The organism is Rufibacter tibetensis (genome assembly GCF_001310085.1).
In the GTDB taxonomy this organism is placed as follows: Bacteria; Bacteroidota; Bacteroidia; order Cytophagales; family Hymenobacteraceae; genus Nibribacter; species Nibribacter tibetensis.
In genome coordinates this window covers 2390526-2406820 of record NZ_CP012643.1, presented here as the reverse complement: position 1 = coordinate 2406820, position 16295 = coordinate 2390526, and the positions used below count along the sequence as shown (strand labels likewise).

General features: G+C 44.0%; 15 protein-coding genes. 3 read left to right on the top strand and 12 right to left on the bottom strand.

The genetic code is table 11. The features are described 5' to 3' along the window. Entirely contained in the window at positions 1-1806 is a 1806-nt protein-coding gene (gene uvrC / locus DC20_RS09670; RefSeq protein ID WP_062543647.1) for an excinuclease ABC subunit UvrC, read from the top strand. Positions 1807-2114: 308 nt separating this feature from the next. Here the strand turns inward: uvrC and porN are convergent, their stop codons facing one another. The 10 genes from porN to lipB form a co-directional block, all read right to left on the bottom strand. Beyond that, positions 2115-3137 carry a type IX secretion system ring subunit PorN/GldN gene (gene porN / locus DC20_RS09665; protein WP_245652332.1) on the bottom strand — a complete coding sequence of 341 codons (1023 nt, stop codon included), beginning with the start codon at positions 3135-3137 and terminating at the stop codon, positions 2115-2117. 17 nt (positions 3138-3154) lie between these two features. Further along, positions 3155-4744 (bottom strand): type IX secretion system motor protein PorM/GldM, encoded by a 1590-nt coding sequence (gene porM, locus DC20_RS09660; RefSeq protein WP_062543646.1) that lies wholly within the window; start codon positions 4742-4744, stop codon positions 3155-3157. Positions 4745-4803: 59 nt separating this feature from the next. Further along, positions 4804-5601: a type IX secretion system motor protein PorL/GldL gene (porL, locus tag DC20_RS09655; RefSeq protein ID WP_062543645.1), complete on the bottom strand. Its 798-nt coding sequence runs from the start codon at positions 5599-5601 to the stop codon at positions 4804-4806. A 78-nt stretch (positions 5602-5679) separates the two neighbouring features. Then, complete coding sequence (gene porK / locus DC20_RS09650; protein ID WP_062543644.1) at positions 5680-6702, bottom strand: T9SS ring complex lipoprotein PorK/GldK; 1023 nt, start codon at positions 6700-6702, stop codon at positions 5680-5682. Between the two features lie 198 nt (positions 6703-6900). Further along, a complete protein-coding gene (locus DC20_RS09645; protein WP_245652331.1) occupies positions 6901-7869 on the bottom strand; it encodes a PorP/SprF family type IX secretion system membrane protein in 969 nt (322 codons plus the stop codon). A gap of 137 nt (positions 7870-8006) precedes the next feature. Continuing rightward, positions 8007-8798 carry a uroporphyrinogen-III synthase gene (locus DC20_RS09640; RefSeq protein ID WP_062543643.1) on the bottom strand — a complete coding sequence of 264 codons (792 nt, stop codon included), beginning with the start codon at positions 8796-8798 and terminating at the stop codon, positions 8007-8009. 63 nt (positions 8799-8861) lie between these two features. Next, complete coding sequence (locus DC20_RS09635; protein WP_062543642.1) at positions 8862-9893, bottom strand: DUF4271 domain-containing protein; 1032 nt, start codon at positions 9891-9893, stop codon at positions 8862-8864. A 100-nt stretch (positions 9894-9993) separates the two neighbouring features. Then, the gene (locus DC20_RS09630) at positions 9994-11028 is read right to left on the bottom strand and encodes an MraY family glycosyltransferase (protein ID WP_071885424.1); all 1035 of its coding nucleotides are present in this window, start codon (positions 11026-11028) and stop codon (positions 9994-9996) included. A gap of 63 nt (positions 11029-11091) precedes the next feature. After that, a complete protein-coding gene (locus DC20_RS09625) occupies positions 11092-11496 on the bottom strand; it encodes a hypothetical protein (RefSeq protein ID WP_062543641.1) in 405 nt (134 codons plus the stop codon). Beyond that, a complete protein-coding gene (lipB, locus tag DC20_RS09620; protein WP_062543640.1) occupies positions 11480-12214 on the bottom strand; it encodes a lipoyl(octanoyl) transferase LipB in 735 nt (244 codons plus the stop codon). Before lipB ends, DC20_RS09625 begins: the two co-directional genes overlap by 17 nt. Positions 12215-12367: 153 nt before the next feature. Between lipB and DC20_RS09615 the strand changes: the two genes are divergently transcribed. Further along, positions 12368-12721, top strand: coding sequence for a YraN family protein (locus DC20_RS09615; protein WP_062543639.1), 354 nt, complete (start codon positions 12368-12370; stop codon positions 12719-12721). Between the two features lie 251 nt (positions 12722-12972). Here DC20_RS09615 and DC20_RS09610 read toward each other — a convergent pair whose 3' ends face one another. Beyond that, positions 12973-13872, bottom strand: a complete 900-nt coding sequence (locus DC20_RS09610) for a toxin-antitoxin system YwqK family antitoxin (protein WP_157593120.1) — start codon at positions 13870-13872, stop codon at positions 12973-12975. Between the two features lie 235 nt (positions 13873-14107). Next, the gene (locus tag DC20_RS23065) at positions 14108-14959 is read right to left on the bottom strand and encodes a septal ring lytic transglycosylase RlpA family protein (RefSeq protein WP_062543637.1); all 852 of its coding nucleotides are present in this window, start codon (positions 14957-14959) and stop codon (positions 14108-14110) included. A 421-nt stretch (positions 14960-15380) separates the two neighbouring features. Between DC20_RS23065 and DC20_RS09600 the strand changes: the two genes are divergently transcribed. Next, positions 15381-16289, top strand: a complete 909-nt coding sequence (locus tag DC20_RS09600; protein ID WP_062543636.1) for a DUF72 domain-containing protein — start codon at positions 15381-15383, stop codon at positions 16287-16289. The last annotated feature ends 6 nt before the right edge of the window (positions 16290-16295 follow it).

The following is a 16295-nucleotide window of genomic DNA, read 5'->3' as shown; positions in this document are numbered from 1 at the left end:
ATGGCTGCGGATGAATTGATTAAAGAGCAATTAAAACATTTGCCCCATCGGCCGGGCATCTATAAATACTATGATGACAAGGGAATCATCTATGTAGGCAAGGCCATAGACATCCGGAAACGGGTAAGCTCTTATTTCAATTCCTCTAAACAGCACAACAAGAAAACGCTTAAGCTTATCTCGCAGATTAAGCGCATAGAGTTCACAATTGTAGACAGCGAGGCTGATGCTTTTTTACTGGAGAACAACCTTATAAAACAGCATCAGCCTAAATACAACATCCTCCTGAAGGATGGCAAATCTTATCCTTTCCTTTGCATCACCAATGAACGTTTCCCGCGGGTTTTAAGCACTCGTAACAAACTCAACGATGGCTCCCGGTACTTTGGCCCTTACCCCAGTGTGACCAGCATGTACGTGGTTCTGGAACTGATCAGGACCTTGTACCCCTTGCGCACCTGCAGCTACAATCTTAGCCAAGCCAACATAGAAGCCGGCAAATTCAAGGTTTGTCTGGAGTACCATATAGGCAATTGCAAAGGACCTTGTGAAGGCTTGTATGATGAAGCCCAGTATAACGACCACATCCAGCAGATCAGAAACATACTCTCCGGTAACTTAACAGTAGCTAAGAACTACTTCAAAGAAGCCATGTCTGCCGCTGCCGCAGATTATCAATATGAACTGGCTCATCAATACAAGCAGAAGTTAGACTTACTGGATGATTTCCAGGCAAAGTCAACTGTGGTGAGCCACACCCTTACCAATATTGATGTTTTCACCATTACTTCCAATGAGAAATGCGCCTTCATCAACTACCTGAAAGTAATGAACGGCTCTATCATTGGAACCCAGTCTCTGGAACTTCAGAAGAAACTAGAAGAGACCGATCAGGACATTTTGGCTTCCATGATCATGCAGTTGCGGTCCGATTTTGAAAGCTCTTCTAAAGAGATTCTGGTGAACATTGATGATCTTGTTCTGCCCTTAGAAGGAGTGACAGTGACTGTTCCGCAGATTGGAGACAAGCGAAAGCTTCTGAACCTGTCCATGAAAAATGCTCTTTATTTGCGTAAAGAAAAAGAGAGCATGCAGGACAAGTCTAAAGACAGCAATGAAGTAAGGATTATGGAAACCATGAAACGTGACCTCCGGCTTACTGAGTTGCCTAAGCACATTGAATGTTTTGACAACTCCAACTTTCAGGGCGACAACCCTGTTGCTTCTATGGTTTGCTTCCGGAATGCCAAGCCGTCTAAAAAAGATTACCGCCACTTCCATATCAAAACTGTTGTTGGCCCTGATGACTTTGCCTCTATGTATGAAGTAGTGACCCGGCGGTATAAGAGATTGATAGATGAAGGAGCCTCTTTACCTCAGTTAATCATCATAGATGGTGGCAAAGGCCAGCTAGGAATGGCTGTAAAGGCGCTGAAAGACTTGGGCATTTATGGTCAGGTAGCCATTGTGAGTATCGCGAAGCGCCTAGAAGAGATCTTTTATCCTGGAGATACTCTTCCTCTTTACATAGATAAAAAATCAGAAACCTTAAAACTCATACAGCGCCTTAGAAACGAAGCGCACCGGTTTGGTATCACGTTTCACCGGTCACTCCGTGATGCGGGAACACTACAAACTGAATTAACCAAGATCAAAGGGTTAGGTCCAGCAACAGCTGAGAAACTTTTGAGCAAGTTCAAATCTGTGAAGAAGATTGCTGAACTCTCGCAACAGGAACTTGAAACAGAGGTTGGTAAAAGTAAAGCACGCTTATTGATTGACTACTTTTCCCAAACAGCTAAATAGAGGCTGTTTTAAACCCACCTTACAAAAAATAGCCTCAAAGCAACCCTCTTCCTCCTGGGCATTTTGTAAGAAGTAACTTCTTTTTGAGTAATTCTGTTTTATAAGCATTTTCTTCAAACAGATTCAGAAACACCATTCTTAATTGAAAGGTGATATCTTTCACACCTTGATTTATCTTAAATTACCCTCAACCTAACGAATTAAGGATTTCAGGATAATTCTTCCAAGTTTAGCTATTAAGAATGGGAAAGTTTAGGACATAAAAAAAGGAGGCTGTAAACAGCCTCCTTTTTTTATGTCCTAAACTTTTAGTAGCTCCACAAGCTGTACTCGAACTCTATAAGCTCTTCCATAGCTTGCTGGGCAGCTAATAAGCCTTTTTTGCCACCACCGTACTGCTCTTCTAAACGTGCATCATTTACGTTAGAAACTTTGGTAATGTAAGAGCTGAACAACCATAAGTCAAAAGCATCTGCCAGGTTCTTGTGCTGCGCATCATTCTGCGAGTTGAACCAAAGCGCCTCTTCCGGGTGTGCTCTAAAAACTTTTACTAAATCACTGTACTTAAAAGAAGCAATTGGTTTCTCAAAACCAAGGCTGTTGTATTTAGCTGGCATTACTAGGGTAATGGCTTGGATATCATGATAAAGTCTTGAACGCTTTTTATCAAATACCACATCTTCCTTGATCTCTAATTTATAAAGCTCGTTAGGAAGCAGTTCATTTCCAGTAGTTACAGCTGCTGCTGGAGCAGGTGTAGTGCCTTTTTTAGCTGGAGTAGCTTTCTTTGCTGGAGCAGGTGTTCCCCATCCATCATCTTCTACTGCCGTAGGTGCCTCAAATCCCGCTGCTTTCTCAGCCTCAGTTAATCCACCACCTGTTTCAGCGGGAGTCATGTTACCAAAGAACTCCTGAGCTGGGATAGGAGTGTTTAAAGTATCTGAGCGATAGGGTTGCAACTCACCTCTTTTCACCGCCTCGGTGATTAGTTTAGTGATTTGTCTTCCGCTGGAGAACATGGGCTGGTTTTGCTTTTCACGCAGGTCAACCGCTCTCCAAACCGTTTTCTTGAACATCACATCAGAGGCAGGAATTGGTCTGGCAGAAGCGGGAGCGGCTAAAGAGCTATCCATTCTTGCCTGAGCCATTTCTGCTTGCCGTTGTGATTCCTGCTGGCGAGCTAACTCTTCCTGACGTGCCTTTTCAGCAGCAGCACTTTGCTGGGCTCTTTGCGCAGAAGTAGTTGACTTTTTAGTAGTACGCTTTTGCGCCATACTAACAACCGGCATGCTAAGCAAGCCTGCTAAACCCAACACAATTAACTTCTTCATGTTACTAAAATTAACTACTAGTTAAGCTGAAAAGTGATACTTGAGTTATCAGAAGGAACAACTTCCTGCTGATCACGATAGTTCATTCTACGTATTTCTTTTACGTCGATGGCAATTCTGTCTCCAGGGCGTGCCTGACCAGCTAGATTACCTAAACTTACTGTTGGTCCATTTCCTTGTACTGAACCTACCGGACGGCTTCCACGCACTAAGTAAACAGTGTATTGGGTCACTCTGTAACGAGCATCTTTAGGCAATTGGTTCTTGAAGCTTTCATCAGCAAGAGCTTGCACTGTTAAAGTACGAGGACCTGGCGCAGGCATACCTTTTACCACATCTACCGGACGACCATTAGCAGAAGCTACTACTCTTGGTCTTGGCACCAGTTTTACAGTGAAATCTTGTGAACCAATAGCGTTTCCGCCACTGCTTACGTTCAATTTCACTTGTCTTGACGTAGGAATGATAGTTAAGAAACCTTTCTTAGCACCTTTAACTACTGTTGCCCCAGAAGCAGAGAAAGAAGGATCATATACGGCACCTAATGCAGGGACTTGTACACTTAGCTCATTTCCGCAGTTGAAGTACAAAGAGTTAATAGAGGCAGACTGAATCTGCATTACTGGCTTAGCCACCACGTAATCCTGAGTTACCGTAAAGGTAGTATCACGTCCACTTGCCTGACGGAAACGAACTTTACCAGTCCATCTCTTTTTAGCATTTCCTTCCGCATCATAGTTACCAGCAGTAGCTGTGAACTCAATCTGACCTTTTCCACCTTTTACAGAGATAGGTCTTCCATCCACAGACATTGTAGGCGTTACAGCGTCAGAAGAAGCTGCTAAGAACATTTCTGCTTTATATTTAGTACCAGCCGCTACTGTTTTGGACTCAGCACTAGCCATTGCGAAAATGTTTTCAAACTTGATGATATCCGCACCTACTTTTTGGGCAAGTTGAGATAACGTCTCTGCTTCATACTTCAACACTTCAGACTCTTTTTGAGCCAAAGTAGCCAAAGCAGCTACCATTGGAGTTTCTTCGAAGTTCAACTGCGCAAAGTTCTTCTTACGCTGATCTTTATTGTTTGCTACCCGCGGATCTTCAGTTCCGCTCATTGCGAGCTTTTCTGGAGCCTTAGGGTTAAACGGACGCAAAAAGGCAGCATATTCGTTCAGCTTAGCTTCTAGTTCATAGCCTTTGCCTTTTTTAAGGCCGCCAATCATTACCTCATTTACAATTTCATTGGCTTCTGGATTCAGGTAATTTCCTTCTGCATCCTTACCACCCGTCGCTTTTTCCAATTCATCCCGCAAACTGCGGATAAAAGCTACTACTTCAGCTGTCTTCGCGCTTACTTGTTGTGCTTGCGCTACCACCTGCTGATCTTTTGCTGTACTAGCTCCTTCTGCTACTGCTGCTTGGATGCCTTTTACTGCTCCCTGGTTGTCTGATACCGTTTTACGGTTCACCTCCATTAAGCTGGCATCTATAAATTGGAATTTTAAAAGTATTGCAGAGCTTACGTTCAATGCCAACAGCGCCGTCAAAACGAGATACATCATCCCGATCATCTTTTGCCGTGGCGTCTCTTTTCCTCCAGCCATAGTATCCTGTAGTGTTTACTTTATTAGTTAACCTTATTTTAAAAGAGGATTGGCAGAGATTATCCTCTCATGGCATTTAACATGTTGCCATACACGTTGTTCAATGAATGCAGATTCTTGGTTAGGTTAGTTACCTCGTCTTTGAATTGTTCAGTTTCACGGCTAGCCTGTGTAAGGTTTTCCATGGCACTGCCAATGCTACCATAGAACTTGTTGATGGTTTTCAGGTGGTTATTGGCGTCCTGAAGTTCCATTTCATACACTGCGTTCAAAGCACCTAAGTTCTTTGTTACCTGCTGTACTTGTGCATGGTAAGCCTGAGTATCTGCCGTAGCGGTTGCCATTTGAGAGACAACTTGCAACGTAGTACCATACGCATCATTGATTTTTTCCAATGAACCGGTAGCAGTTCTTACACGTGCTGCATATTCTTTAGTAGCTACTGTAGCATCTGTCAAATCTGACATTTGAGAAGCAGTATCACTTAAACGGTTCAAGCCTTGACCTAAAGAGCTGATAGTTGCAGGCGTTACGTTAGCATCGCGCAGCATTTTATCTAGATCACCTGTTATAGAAGGACCAGCCGTAGCTGCAGGAACTGTTGGAAGTGGACCGTCATAATCATCACGCAATTGTGGATATACACGCTCCCACTCTGGCTCATGTGGTGGATTTGGCTGGAAGGCACTTAAGAAGAAGATAATGGCTTCGGTTCCTAGACCAACAATTAGCATTTCGTTTGCTCCATTTAAGTGGAGAATTTTAAATAATGCTCCAACAATAACTACAGCGGCACCAATACCATAAATTTTTGGCATCACCTTATCGAAGAAGAAGTTGCCTCTTGACTTACTCATTTTTTTGAAGGATTTAGATTGTACGTATTTGGGTTCAGAAATTAATTAATATAGCACTATTTAGATGTTATCAAAAGACTATCTTCTCAGATCAAAGTCAGATGAACGTCCAATGTAGATCATAGCGCTACGGAAGCCTATGAAGGAACGAGCAGAATCTTGATATTCAAAGTTCCGAACTCCTGTTTCCAGAAAATGCGCGATGTCCTTCCAGGAACCGCCGCGTACAATTTTGCGGGGCTCATTGTCATCATAGTAAGTTGGGTTCAAATCCCACACTACCGGCACAGTAGCCTCAGAGTAAGCATCTTCGCACCACTCAGCTACGTTGCCTGACATATCATATAAACCGAAGTCATTAGGGTAATATTGTCCTACAGGCGCAGTATATGTAAAGCCATCACTGTAATAGTCACCACGACCTGGTTTGAAGTTAGCTAACATACAACCTTTGGCGTTACGCAGGTATGGACCGCCCCAAGGATAGGTAGCTAAATCACGACCGCCACGGGCTGCATACTCCCACTCAGCTTCAGAAGGCAAACGGAAGCTTGGCATTGGCGCCATGCCGCTTTCTACGTTATAATTATTTTTATGCTTGGTTCTCCAGTTGTTGAAGTACTTTGCCGCAAACCAGTCAACCCCCACAACCGGGAAGTCATCAAAGGCTGGGTGAGAAAAGTAATACTCCATCAATGGGTCACCCATGTGGTAAGTAAAGTCTTTTACCCATACAGTTGTGTCTGGATATAGCTGAGTCATCACGAACTCCTCACCCAGAACATCCAATGAGTCTTGACGAATAGCATCCACGAACTGACGATACTCATTGTTAGTGATCTCCGTTTCGTCCATGTAGAAACCGCCAATAGTCACCTGCTTGTTCATATTAGACATGCTGGCAGCTATATCCTGGTCGGTTTGGCCCATATGGAAAGTCCCACCCGGGCAGGCTACCATCCCATAAGGAACTTCCTGAGGATTGAACTCCGGCCGATCTTCAGACCCAATCACATCTCCCTGCGAATCTCTACCCATACCACAACCTGCCAGTAAGACTACGCTTAAAGCAATGGCAGAAAACTGTAAAAACTTAATCATATTCTTGATTGAAAAAAGTAGCGGTTCCCGCTTAGCATGTATAATTTTGAAGATAGCAAATATATATCCTTATTCGAAAAACAAAACTAGTGTTTTTTCTTGAAGTTCAATATCCTAACGAGTCAAACAAAATAATATTTTATTTTGTTAACAATTCCCTTAAACCTAAGGATAAGGCTTTTACTTAAAAGTAAGTATTTAAAAAAAGTAACGGGGGGTCCTGACAGGGGGCTTTGCATTATTTCTAGGTTTTGGCAACCTGTAGCCCAATATCACTTCATGAGAGGTAGCACTTTTGGCATCAGTGCCTACGGCAGTATAATCAAAGGCATATCCAAAGCTTAAAGCATTATCTTTCATAAGATACACACCCAACATACCTGTAATGGCTTCTCCAAACCTATATCCGGCGCCACCCCAGAATTTATCGTTGAATATTGCTCTTGCTCCGGCTTCCACGGAAGTAACGCCAGCACTCATGTCTCGCTTAAGCAGCACTGTTGGAACAACATCTATTGCATCAGATAGTTCTGCCTCATACCCGCCTGTTACCATCAGGTGTTTTTCACCAGTAACAGTGCCGTAGTTGTTGTCTTGAGCCTGGTTCTCGAATTCATAAACAGCTCCTAGCAAGTTGGTGATACCTGCTCCCGCATACCAATTATCATGTTGGTACCACACCCCAGCACCCATATCAAATTTGCGGTCAGAACTATTGAACGGTACTCTTACATCTCCCTGTTCATTTGCCCGGTAACCTCCTTTGCTCATATTGGTAAGGCCGCCCTGCACACCTAACCCCAAAGTTCCGCCACCAAGTGATACATGGTAAGAATAGGCTAATTGGGCATGAAAGATATCAACTGGTCCAATCTCATCTTTCATCACCACCAATCCTACCCCACCTTTTAAAGCTGTTACAGGAGCAGAGACGGTAAATAAGGCAGTTTTAGGAGAGCCTCCTGTATCAAATGAGGCATTGTAGCCCAACCACTGATACCTGTAAAGGACATTTAACTCTGTCTGGCCTTTGATGCCTGCGTACCCTGGGCTTATGAACTGGCCATTAAATGCATAATGGCTAAACTGCGGCAACTGCTGTGCCAGCCCCAAAAAGGGAGATAAAAGCCCGATCAGAAATACCAGGAAACCAATTTTGCGCATCATGTACAGCATTAGATGACTCCTGAACGTCAAGAGCCTTTTGCAAAAGCTAATAAATTATATATCAACTACCAAAAGTTAATCTCAATTCAAAAGCCCTAGCCATGCTACGCACAAAGAAAAGAAAAGTAACAGTCTATTTACTTTTTCTTAGAGTGTTGTTGGATGTAAACCTCAATTGCCCCTGTCATAGAAGGAGCATTAGGCATAGGAGCTTCAATATCAAGCTCTAACCCAGCATCGCGTACAGCTTGTGCGGTAGTAGGACCAAAGGCCGCAATCCGGGTGCCATCCTGAACAAAGTCAGGAAAATTAACGAAAAGTGAATGTACTCCTGATGGACTGAAGAACGCAATACAGTCATACTTCACCTCAGCCAGATCTGACAAGTCAGAAGCCACAGTTTTATACATGGTTGCTTCTGTGAAGTCAAAATTATTGGCCCGCATGAACACGGGAATATCTTCCTTCCTGATATTGGAGCAAGGGTAAAGGAACTTCTCTGTCTTGTGCTTCTTGAGCACATCAAACAGGTCAGAAGCTGTTTTACCACCAATGAACAATTTCCGCTTTCGTAAAACGATATACTTCTGCAGGTAGTATGCCGTTTGATCAGAAATACAGAAGTACTTCATTTCCGCAGGCACTTCAATTTTACCCTCAGAACAGATTCTAAAGAAATGGTCTACCGCATTCCGGCTAGTGAAAATAACCGCCGTATGATCCAAAATAGAAACCTTATCCTTTCTGAACTCTTTGTAAGAGACTGGCTCTATTTCAATAAAAGCTCTGAAATCTACTTTGATCCCGTACTTCTCAGCAATGCTCAGGTACGGTGAATTATCATTTGCCGGCTTTGGCTGCGTGACTAGAATACTAGAAATTTTCTTTGAATGTCTATCAGCACCCAACACTTCTTTACCGTCAGCCATGTTTAGAAGGTAGTTTAACAACTTTTAATCTAAAATCTTGAATAATTCCTTTCTGCCAGAGCGCTACACAAAAACAATTAGTTTAAGCAAAATCATCAGCGGAATCACTTCTGTGGCGCAAAGGTAGGAAAATAAATGTAGATTTTGGAGTGAATATTTTTTACTAACAGTATGAAAAGTCCTCATCATAGTGAACACCAGAAGTGCCGTAATGCTCACATTGGCAATCCAGTAAACTACCTGAGGAATTGAGGTCCATAAGCCCAGATACAGGAGCAAAACGAAAGGCAAAATCAGCCCCATCCCTAATAAAGTCCGCAAGAACTCCCTATATTGGGATAACACCATTTCACCCACCCCAAAGATGAACCCCATTAACTGGAGGAATAAGTATTTTAGCAGAACAAACAAGAAGATGATAAGGGTGTAAAGGAGGATTTTGGAAATAAGATCCGCCTGAGTGGCCGTAAACAACTGACTCAATAGAGCCAGGTCCTCTAAGTCTGTATGAACAGCCACAATAAGAAGCGCAAAAGATAGCGCGAAAGCCAGGACAAAGAGAATACTTGACCAGTTGCCTACTGGCTTTGCCAACAAACCGTCTTCTAAGGTTGAAAGCTTAGTAAAGCTGCTCCACCTGAAAATACTGGCAAAATCATTATAGAACGTCATCCGGAGAGCACCATAAATCAGTCCTACTATGACCATGAAAAAGATTAAGGCGCTTCTGTGCCCGTCGGGCTGCTTCACCAAAGGCCTGTAGATTGAATCAGGCCTTGTACTTATTGACACCAATTGTTCCTGAGGAACTTTAAAAGAGGGGTAATTGGGTTGCTGGTCTGGGTGCCAAACTGAAAGAAGGTATTTCTTCCCTGGCTTTAAGTACTTCGATAAATCTACTGTATACCGAGCTGTGGAATCTGCCACAAAAACAAGCTGATTATCTAGAAAGAGGCAGAGCTCTTTACGGGCGGCAAATTCAATTTTAGGATTGGTGAACCTGTCTAAACTAACCCATTGGTATAGGGCCAGGTGCTCATCATGGAATTCAGGCAAGTAAGGCACTAACTTGTTTTGCCCCTCCTTATAAATCATCCAATCAGAAGACAGCAGTGGTTTTGAAGGCTCAGGCTGCCCTAAAGCAACACCGCACCAACACCATAATAGTACTACTGCTCCCCAAAACCGCATGGAACTAAGTGGTTGAAGTTGATTTTGTGGAATACTGCCCTAAAACCAAACTAAGCACAACCGAGAACCCTAATAGACAAAGCAGCAGTGTCAGGTTACCCCAATGAGAGAAATTGAACACAAACAAAATCACGAGAGCATTCACCAAGACCAGGATAATAACCGTAGCTACCTGACTGAAGCCCATGGCTAATACACGGTGGTGGATATGGTTTTTATCTGGTGAAAAAGGAGACACCCCTCTCATGATTCTGATAAGTGAAACCCTGATGGTATCAAACAGGGGCACAAAGAGTACTCCTAAGGCAACCGCCGGGGCAGAAGGCACCGCCCGCATCTCAATAAACTGGATGGCCATAATAGAGACGACAAACCCACAGAGCAAAGACCCGGTATCTCCCATGAAAATTCTAGCCTTGTAGAAGTTGTACCTTAAAAAGCCTAAAAGGCCACCAATAAGACACACCGCTACTCCTGCGTAATTGGAATAGGTGTCAATATGCGCGTACCAGAAAAAGAAACCGAAAGTAGAGATGATTACAGTAACAATGCTTCCCGCCAAACCATCCAGTCCATCAATCAGGTTAATGGCATTGGTGATCCCTACAATGGTAAAGAAAGTAAAACCATAGCTTAAGCCATCTGGCAACTCATGTATGTTGAAGATCCCTTGAAAACTGGTTATCCTAATATCAGCAATAAACATAACCACCCCCGTGGCCAGTACCTGCATAAAAAATTTCTTAAAGGCTGAGATAGAAACCAGGTCATCTTTCAACCCTCCGAAGAAAAGAATGATACAACCCGCCAGAACTTGTTGCACCCCATTTGACAGATCTCCGAAGATAGTCAACGCTGACATGAAGCCAGCAAAAACTCCTAACCCTCCCAAGCGTGGCGTAAGCGACACGTGCACTGTGCGCTTATTAGGCTGATCCAGAATGTTCTTTAAGTGCGCTACATACACAATAGAGGGAATGGCAAACAAGGCAATAAAGAAGGACCAGCTAAAGGAGAGTAGGTATGTTAGAAATTTCATGCCATGATAAAAGTTAGAGATAATCTTGGGGGAACTCTGCCTCCAACGTCTTCTGGATATAACTTAAGAATGCAGAACGCCTTCTTTATCCAGGATAGAAATAGGGATAATGTTTTCTTCCATGACGCTGCCTGGCACAAACAAAAAGCGCTTGTCATGGATGTTTCGGCCAATGTAATAGCTCACCCAAAACTCGTTCGTGATTTGGAAAAGGGCTGGATCAATGGGTTCAACCTGCAAGGCACTTTTAGGGGCCATTTGGTCGAACATGTGCCGAAGCACCGAGGTCTTCACCTCCTGGCCGTCCACCTGCCCATATCCTTTTGTGGAAATGAGTACATTCTCCAGGTAAAAATCATTGTTGTTGATAAAGTACACATTCCATTCCTGCTGCCCCAGTTCATTCACTTCCCGCGCAATGGCAATGGAAACACCTTCTACCTGATGAAAATCAATGTCTTTCTTCATACTGTTGCACCAACATCTTAGCTTCAAATAATCTTTCCAACTGCTTAAGCAGCTTTTCCTCCACCTCTTCCAGAGGTACTACCCGGCCTACTTCCTGCTCCAGAGACGTCACCGCCTTATCTGAAATGCCGCAGGGCACAATATTCCCGAAATAAGCAAGGTCTGTGTTCACGTTAAGCGCTAACCCATGCATGGTCACCCATCGACTGCACTTCACACCCATAGCACAAATCTTTCTGGGATTTCGCTGTTCTTCAAAATCAAGCCACACACCCGTTAACCCGGAAATCCTGCCCGCCTGAACACCGTACTCTGCCAACACCTGAATGACGGCTTCTTCCAAGAGCCGTAAATACTGATGAATGTCTGTAAAGAAGTTCTCCAGATCTAGAATAGGGTAGGCCACCATTTGACCGGGACCGTGATAGGTGATGTCACCACCCCGATTGATTTTATAGAATGTAGCGTTCTTTTCTGCCAGGCCCTGCTCATCTAATAGAAGATGTGATTCATGACCGCTTTTCCCCAGGGTGTACACATGGGGGTGCTGACAGAGCAGGAGGTAGTTGGGCGTAGAGAGCTTCTCAGAATCTGGCAAAGACCTGTTCTGCGTTTTAATATCTACTACTCCTTTTAGAAGCTGCTCCTGATAGTCCCAGGCCTGCTGGTAATCTACCAATCCCATTTTCTCAAAAACAATGTCTTTGTTCTGCTTCATGGTTCTGCGGCCTACCTCCCTCTTTATATAGTGTTACTCTGCAATGCAGCACTGCCTATGTCTAGTCCTATACAGAAACCTACTCTTCACGTATAGAAGGCTTTGTAATCAGATAACTGTGCAAATTACTCATTAAACCCGCACCTACCAAAAATGGCGCATAATACTACTTTGGGCAAACTTGGGGAACAGGCTGCTGAGGCACACCTGAGTGCCTTAGGGTATAGGATACTGGAAAGGAATTACCGTTACAAACGCGCCGAAGTAGATTTGATTGCCTCTAAAGAAAAGGTACTGGTATTAGTAGAAGTAAAAACCCGAAGTACGCATCAATATGGTTTTCCGGAAGAGGCTGTGTCTTCAAGAAAAGAAGCTTTGCTCCAGTTAGCGGCAGAGAATTACATAGAGGTACACGGGTGGCAGCATGATGTCCGGTTTGATGTCATCTCAATTCTATGGGAGAAGGATCAGCCAAAGATTTTTCACATAGAAGATGCATTCCATTAGATGCCACTTCTACAACTTACCCCCTCACAAACCAAGCCTACTTTTTTACCTTACTCAACTCTATATATAAGGAGAACTCTATATATAAGGAGTCACTAATTAGCAATTCTCTCCTATAAAAGAGCAGAAGGAGTTAGGAAACTGCAACTAATAACTGTCACAAAACAAAACCTGTTTGGGACCTGCTCTCAGCAAAACAGGCCCTAAACAGGTTTATATGTTGTTTATCGCTTAAAGCAGGAGAGAAACTACTATTTTCTCTCGAATACCAGGGAGCCGTGCCGATCGTACTGCTTTACAAGCACGGGTTCTATAGGTTTGTCAAACGCTGACTCAGCGTATTGGAACTCATACTGGCGGCGTCCTCTGAAGTCATAGAAGTTAATCCAGGTTCCTACTTTTCGGCCTTTGTCATACGTTCCCTGCCATTCTAACTGGCCGTTTTCATAGAACTTGTAGTATTCGCCCTGCACCTGACCGTACTGATACGGAATCACTTCCTTTATCTTGGTCTTGGCCGCATCATAATACGAGATGACAGCATCACGCAGGAAGCCCTTTTCATAGTGTTGCCGCTGGGTGAGGGTGCTGTCTGTCCGAAAGGTTTCCCACCGCAGGTGCTTGGCACCTACAAAGAAGTAGCCTTGCTCAATCAGGACATCGCCCCGCTTTTTGGTGTATGGCCCATGCAAGATGAGCATCTGGGTCTTAGAAGGGTCTAGCGTAGGGGACCTGAAGATTCTCCGCTTTTTAACGTCAAAGAAATGTTTGTCACGCACATACGGATTAGGGTCTTTGTATTCGCGCAGATAGTAGAAGGTCTCTACAATCTGGTTTTTCCCTTTGCCTTGCCGGGCAAATCCTTTCTTGACACGGTACCCAAAGTAAGTCTTTTTCTTCTTGGCCTCTTTTTTCTCTTTCTTTTTCTCTGCCGCACTGTCTTTAGCCGCAATGGCCAGAGAAGGTTTTGCCAGAGAATCATTTAAGATAGCCGTGTCTACCGGAGTAACGACGACCAGGTCTTTAGATTTCTGCCAAAAGAAAATCTTCTTTTTATCCTTGCCAATAATCTGAGCCTGCGTTTGCTGGTGCAGCCCCAAGGCCACTCCCATTAATAACAGTACCTTTGCCCAAACTTTTATTTCGCCCATAGCAGACTTCTACTTTCTGATTTACTTGATAACGTTCCTAATTCCCCAAATCATATAGCAGCCCTTTACGGAATACTTCTTTCCGGGGAAAGACAAGAGAAGAACAAATTAGCGTAAATAAAATTCAGAAACTTTTGTTTCAGGCTCATTTTACGAAAAACAAACCTTAAACATTCAAAGCCAGACCTGTTACTACCACAGGTCTGGCAGTAAGCGTAAGCGAAACAATGGAATCTTAAAGAGACGCCGCAGTAGCCAATGTCACCGGTTCTGGTGCCTTTTTCACTAAGCCCTGGAACCCTTTCTTTACCAAATCCTGCCGTGCCTGTTCAGCTGTGGCTTTGGAAACAAAACGTCCGGCCAAGATACGGTGCACCTTCTGCCCGTTTACCTTTTCCTCTACCAACATCATCGGCATTTTCTGGTAAATTCTCCGGAGTTTCTCCAACTGCGCCTGTGCATTCACCAAGTTGCTGTACGCCCCTGCCTGAATGACAAACTCTTCTGGCAGGCGTAAGGTTGGCGTTGGGCTTGCAGGAATAGAGACAGAAGCAGTAGCAGATGCTTTTGAAGGAGAGACGCTGGAAGCCGGAACAGCAGTTGGCAAGGTAGCCGGTGTTGGCGCAGGAGCTATATCTGCCGCTAAGATTATTTGCTTAGGCTCCAATTCTTTTGATTTGGCCTGTTTAGCTAAAAATGCCTCTGGCAAGTCAAGCACCTCTACGGTAACATCGGCTAAGCCTTCTTTGCGATAGCTGAGCTTTTTAGCCGCAGCTTCTGACAGGTCAATAATACGGGCACCTCTGAAAGGACCCCGGTCATTAATTTTCACTACCACGCTTTTGCCGGTAGCTTTATTGGTTACTTTTACTCTAGTGCCTAAAGGAAGTTCATTGTGGGCCGCCGTGAGTTTGTGACGGTTGTAGATCTCTCCGCTGCTGGTAGGGCGTCCGTGGTATTGAACCCCGTACCAAGATGCTAATCCGTTTTGCTTGTCGCCTATCTCCTGCCCAGAGGCAAGGGGAGCAAAACCGAAGAAAGAAATGATAAGAACGGTAAGCGCATAGTAAATTTTCTGTATCCCCATTTTAGGTTTCTTCTGTGGAACATCAATTTCAAGGGCACAAAATTAGGCCTAATTTCTTTCCTAACAAGTACCCCACCAGTGAGCAAGTACTTTACAACTCTTAAAAACTTGTTTAAATAATATATTTTTGATTAAATATCCAAATTACAAAATGAGACATATAACTAATTTCATAAAAGGTAGTATGCCAAATTATTGAGGTTGGGCAAATAAATTTTCTGCGCATAGAGGCGTTACACCCCATTTTTATTCCTTAAATTGGATTAAAATGACATAGGCGTAACAGCACTAATTCCTTGGAAAAATAGAATGGGAAAAATAAAAATGTTTTTTTCTTAAAAACTTAGCGTTAGCCCTCCATTTACAGGCTTTTACCTCCGATTTTAGCACGTATATAGATATAAATCAATATCATAAACTCATGGATTTCGGCCGTCTCCCAGATATTTCCAAAGTAGATTTCTCTCTACCGCAAGACCACCCGGCTACACAGCAGATACTTGCCAGAAGCCAACGGCCTACGCGACCTTCTTTCTATCTGGGTTGCCCTACCTGGTCTAATAAACCTTGGATTGGCTCTTACTATCCGGCCGGGGCACAAGACGCCCAATTACTGTATTGGTACGCGCGCCAGTTTAACACCCTGGAGATGAACACCACCCACTACCGTATTCCAGACGCCAGCGCCATTCATCGTTGGCGCCAGGCGGTGCCAACGGGTTTTGTTTTTTGCCCCAAGCTTCCGCAAATCATCAGCCATGACCAATTGCTGCAAAATGTGGGCGAACCTACCAAGCTCTTCTGCGATGCTATTTTAGGGTTAGGCCCCAGCCTGGGAATGGCTTTTCTGCAGTTGCCTCCTTTCTTCGGGCCAGACGAATGGCCCCTGCTGGAGAAATTTCTGCTCCACTTCCCAAAAGAGGTGCCACTGGCAGTAGAGCTCCGGCACGAGAACTGGTTCAAGGAATCTAAGGTGACGCAGAAAGCTTTTGAAACTTTGGCAGAAAGACAAATCACCACCATTATCACCGATGTAGCTGGCCGACGTGATGTGTTGCACATGCGCCTTACTACTTCTACCGCCATGATAAGGTTTAACGGCCATGGTTTGGTGCCTTCAGACTACACCCGCCTGCAAGCCTGGGCCGACAGGCTGCACCAATGGCTGGAGCAGGGCCTGCACACGGTCTACTTTTTCATGCACCAGAAAGACATCTTAGATGCGCCACCTGCTTTGGTGTACCTAATGGAGGAATTGGATAAACGCACTGGTTTTCAGCTTCCTAGGCCTCAAAAGGTACAGCAGTTTATTCAGGGACAGCTTTTTTAAGTTTGT

Excerpts from the sequence above, each read along its gene's own strand:
- uvrC (WP_062543647.1), top strand. The coding sequence starts at position 1 with ATGGCTGCGGATGAATTGATTAAAGAGCAATTAAAACATTTGCCCCAT.
- porN (WP_245652332.1), bottom strand. The coding sequence starts at position 3,137 with ATGAAGAAGTTAATTGTGTTGGGTTTAGCAGGCTTGCTTAGCATGCCG.
- porM (WP_062543646.1), bottom strand. The coding sequence starts at position 4,744 with ATGGCTGGAGGAAAAGAGACGCCACGGCAAAAGATGATCGGGATGATG.
- porL (WP_062543645.1), bottom strand. The coding sequence starts at position 5,601 with ATGAGTAAGTCAAGAGGCAACTTCTTCTTCGATAAGGTGATGCCAAAA.
- porK (WP_062543644.1), bottom strand. The coding sequence starts at position 6,702 with ATGATTAAGTTTTTACAGTTTTCTGCCATTGCTTTAAGCGTAGTCTTA.
- DC20_RS09645 (WP_245652331.1), bottom strand. The coding sequence starts at position 7,869 with ATGATGCGCAAAATTGGTTTCCTGGTATTTCTGATCGGGCTTTTATCT.
- DC20_RS09640 (WP_062543643.1), bottom strand. The coding sequence starts at position 8,798 with ATGGCTGACGGTAAAGAAGTGTTGGGTGCTGATAGACATTCAAAGAAA.
- DC20_RS09635 (WP_062543642.1), bottom strand. The coding sequence starts at position 9,893 with ATGATTTATAAGGAGGGGCAAAACAAGTTAGTGCCTTACTTGCCTGAA.
- DC20_RS09630 (WP_071885424.1), bottom strand. The coding sequence starts at position 11,028 with ATGAAATTTCTAACATACCTACTCTCCTTTAGCTGGTCCTTCTTTATT.
- DC20_RS09625 (WP_062543641.1), bottom strand. The coding sequence starts at position 11,496 with ATGAAGAAAGACATTGATTTTCATCAGGTAGAAGGTGTTTCCATTGCC.
- lipB (WP_062543640.1), bottom strand. The coding sequence starts at position 12,214 with ATGAAGCAGAACAAAGACATTGTTTTTGAGAAAATGGGATTGGTAGAT.
- DC20_RS09615 (WP_062543639.1), top strand. The coding sequence starts at position 12,368 with ATGGCGCATAATACTACTTTGGGCAAACTTGGGGAACAGGCTGCTGAG.
- DC20_RS09610 (WP_157593120.1), bottom strand. The coding sequence starts at position 13,872 with ATGGGCGAAATAAAAGTTTGGGCAAAGGTACTGTTATTAATGGGAGTG.
- DC20_RS23065 (WP_062543637.1), bottom strand. The coding sequence starts at position 14,959 with ATGGGGATACAGAAAATTTACTATGCGCTTACCGTTCTTATCATTTCT.
- DC20_RS09600 (WP_062543636.1), top strand. The coding sequence starts at position 15,381 with ATGGATTTCGGCCGTCTCCCAGATATTTCCAAAGTAGATTTCTCTCTA.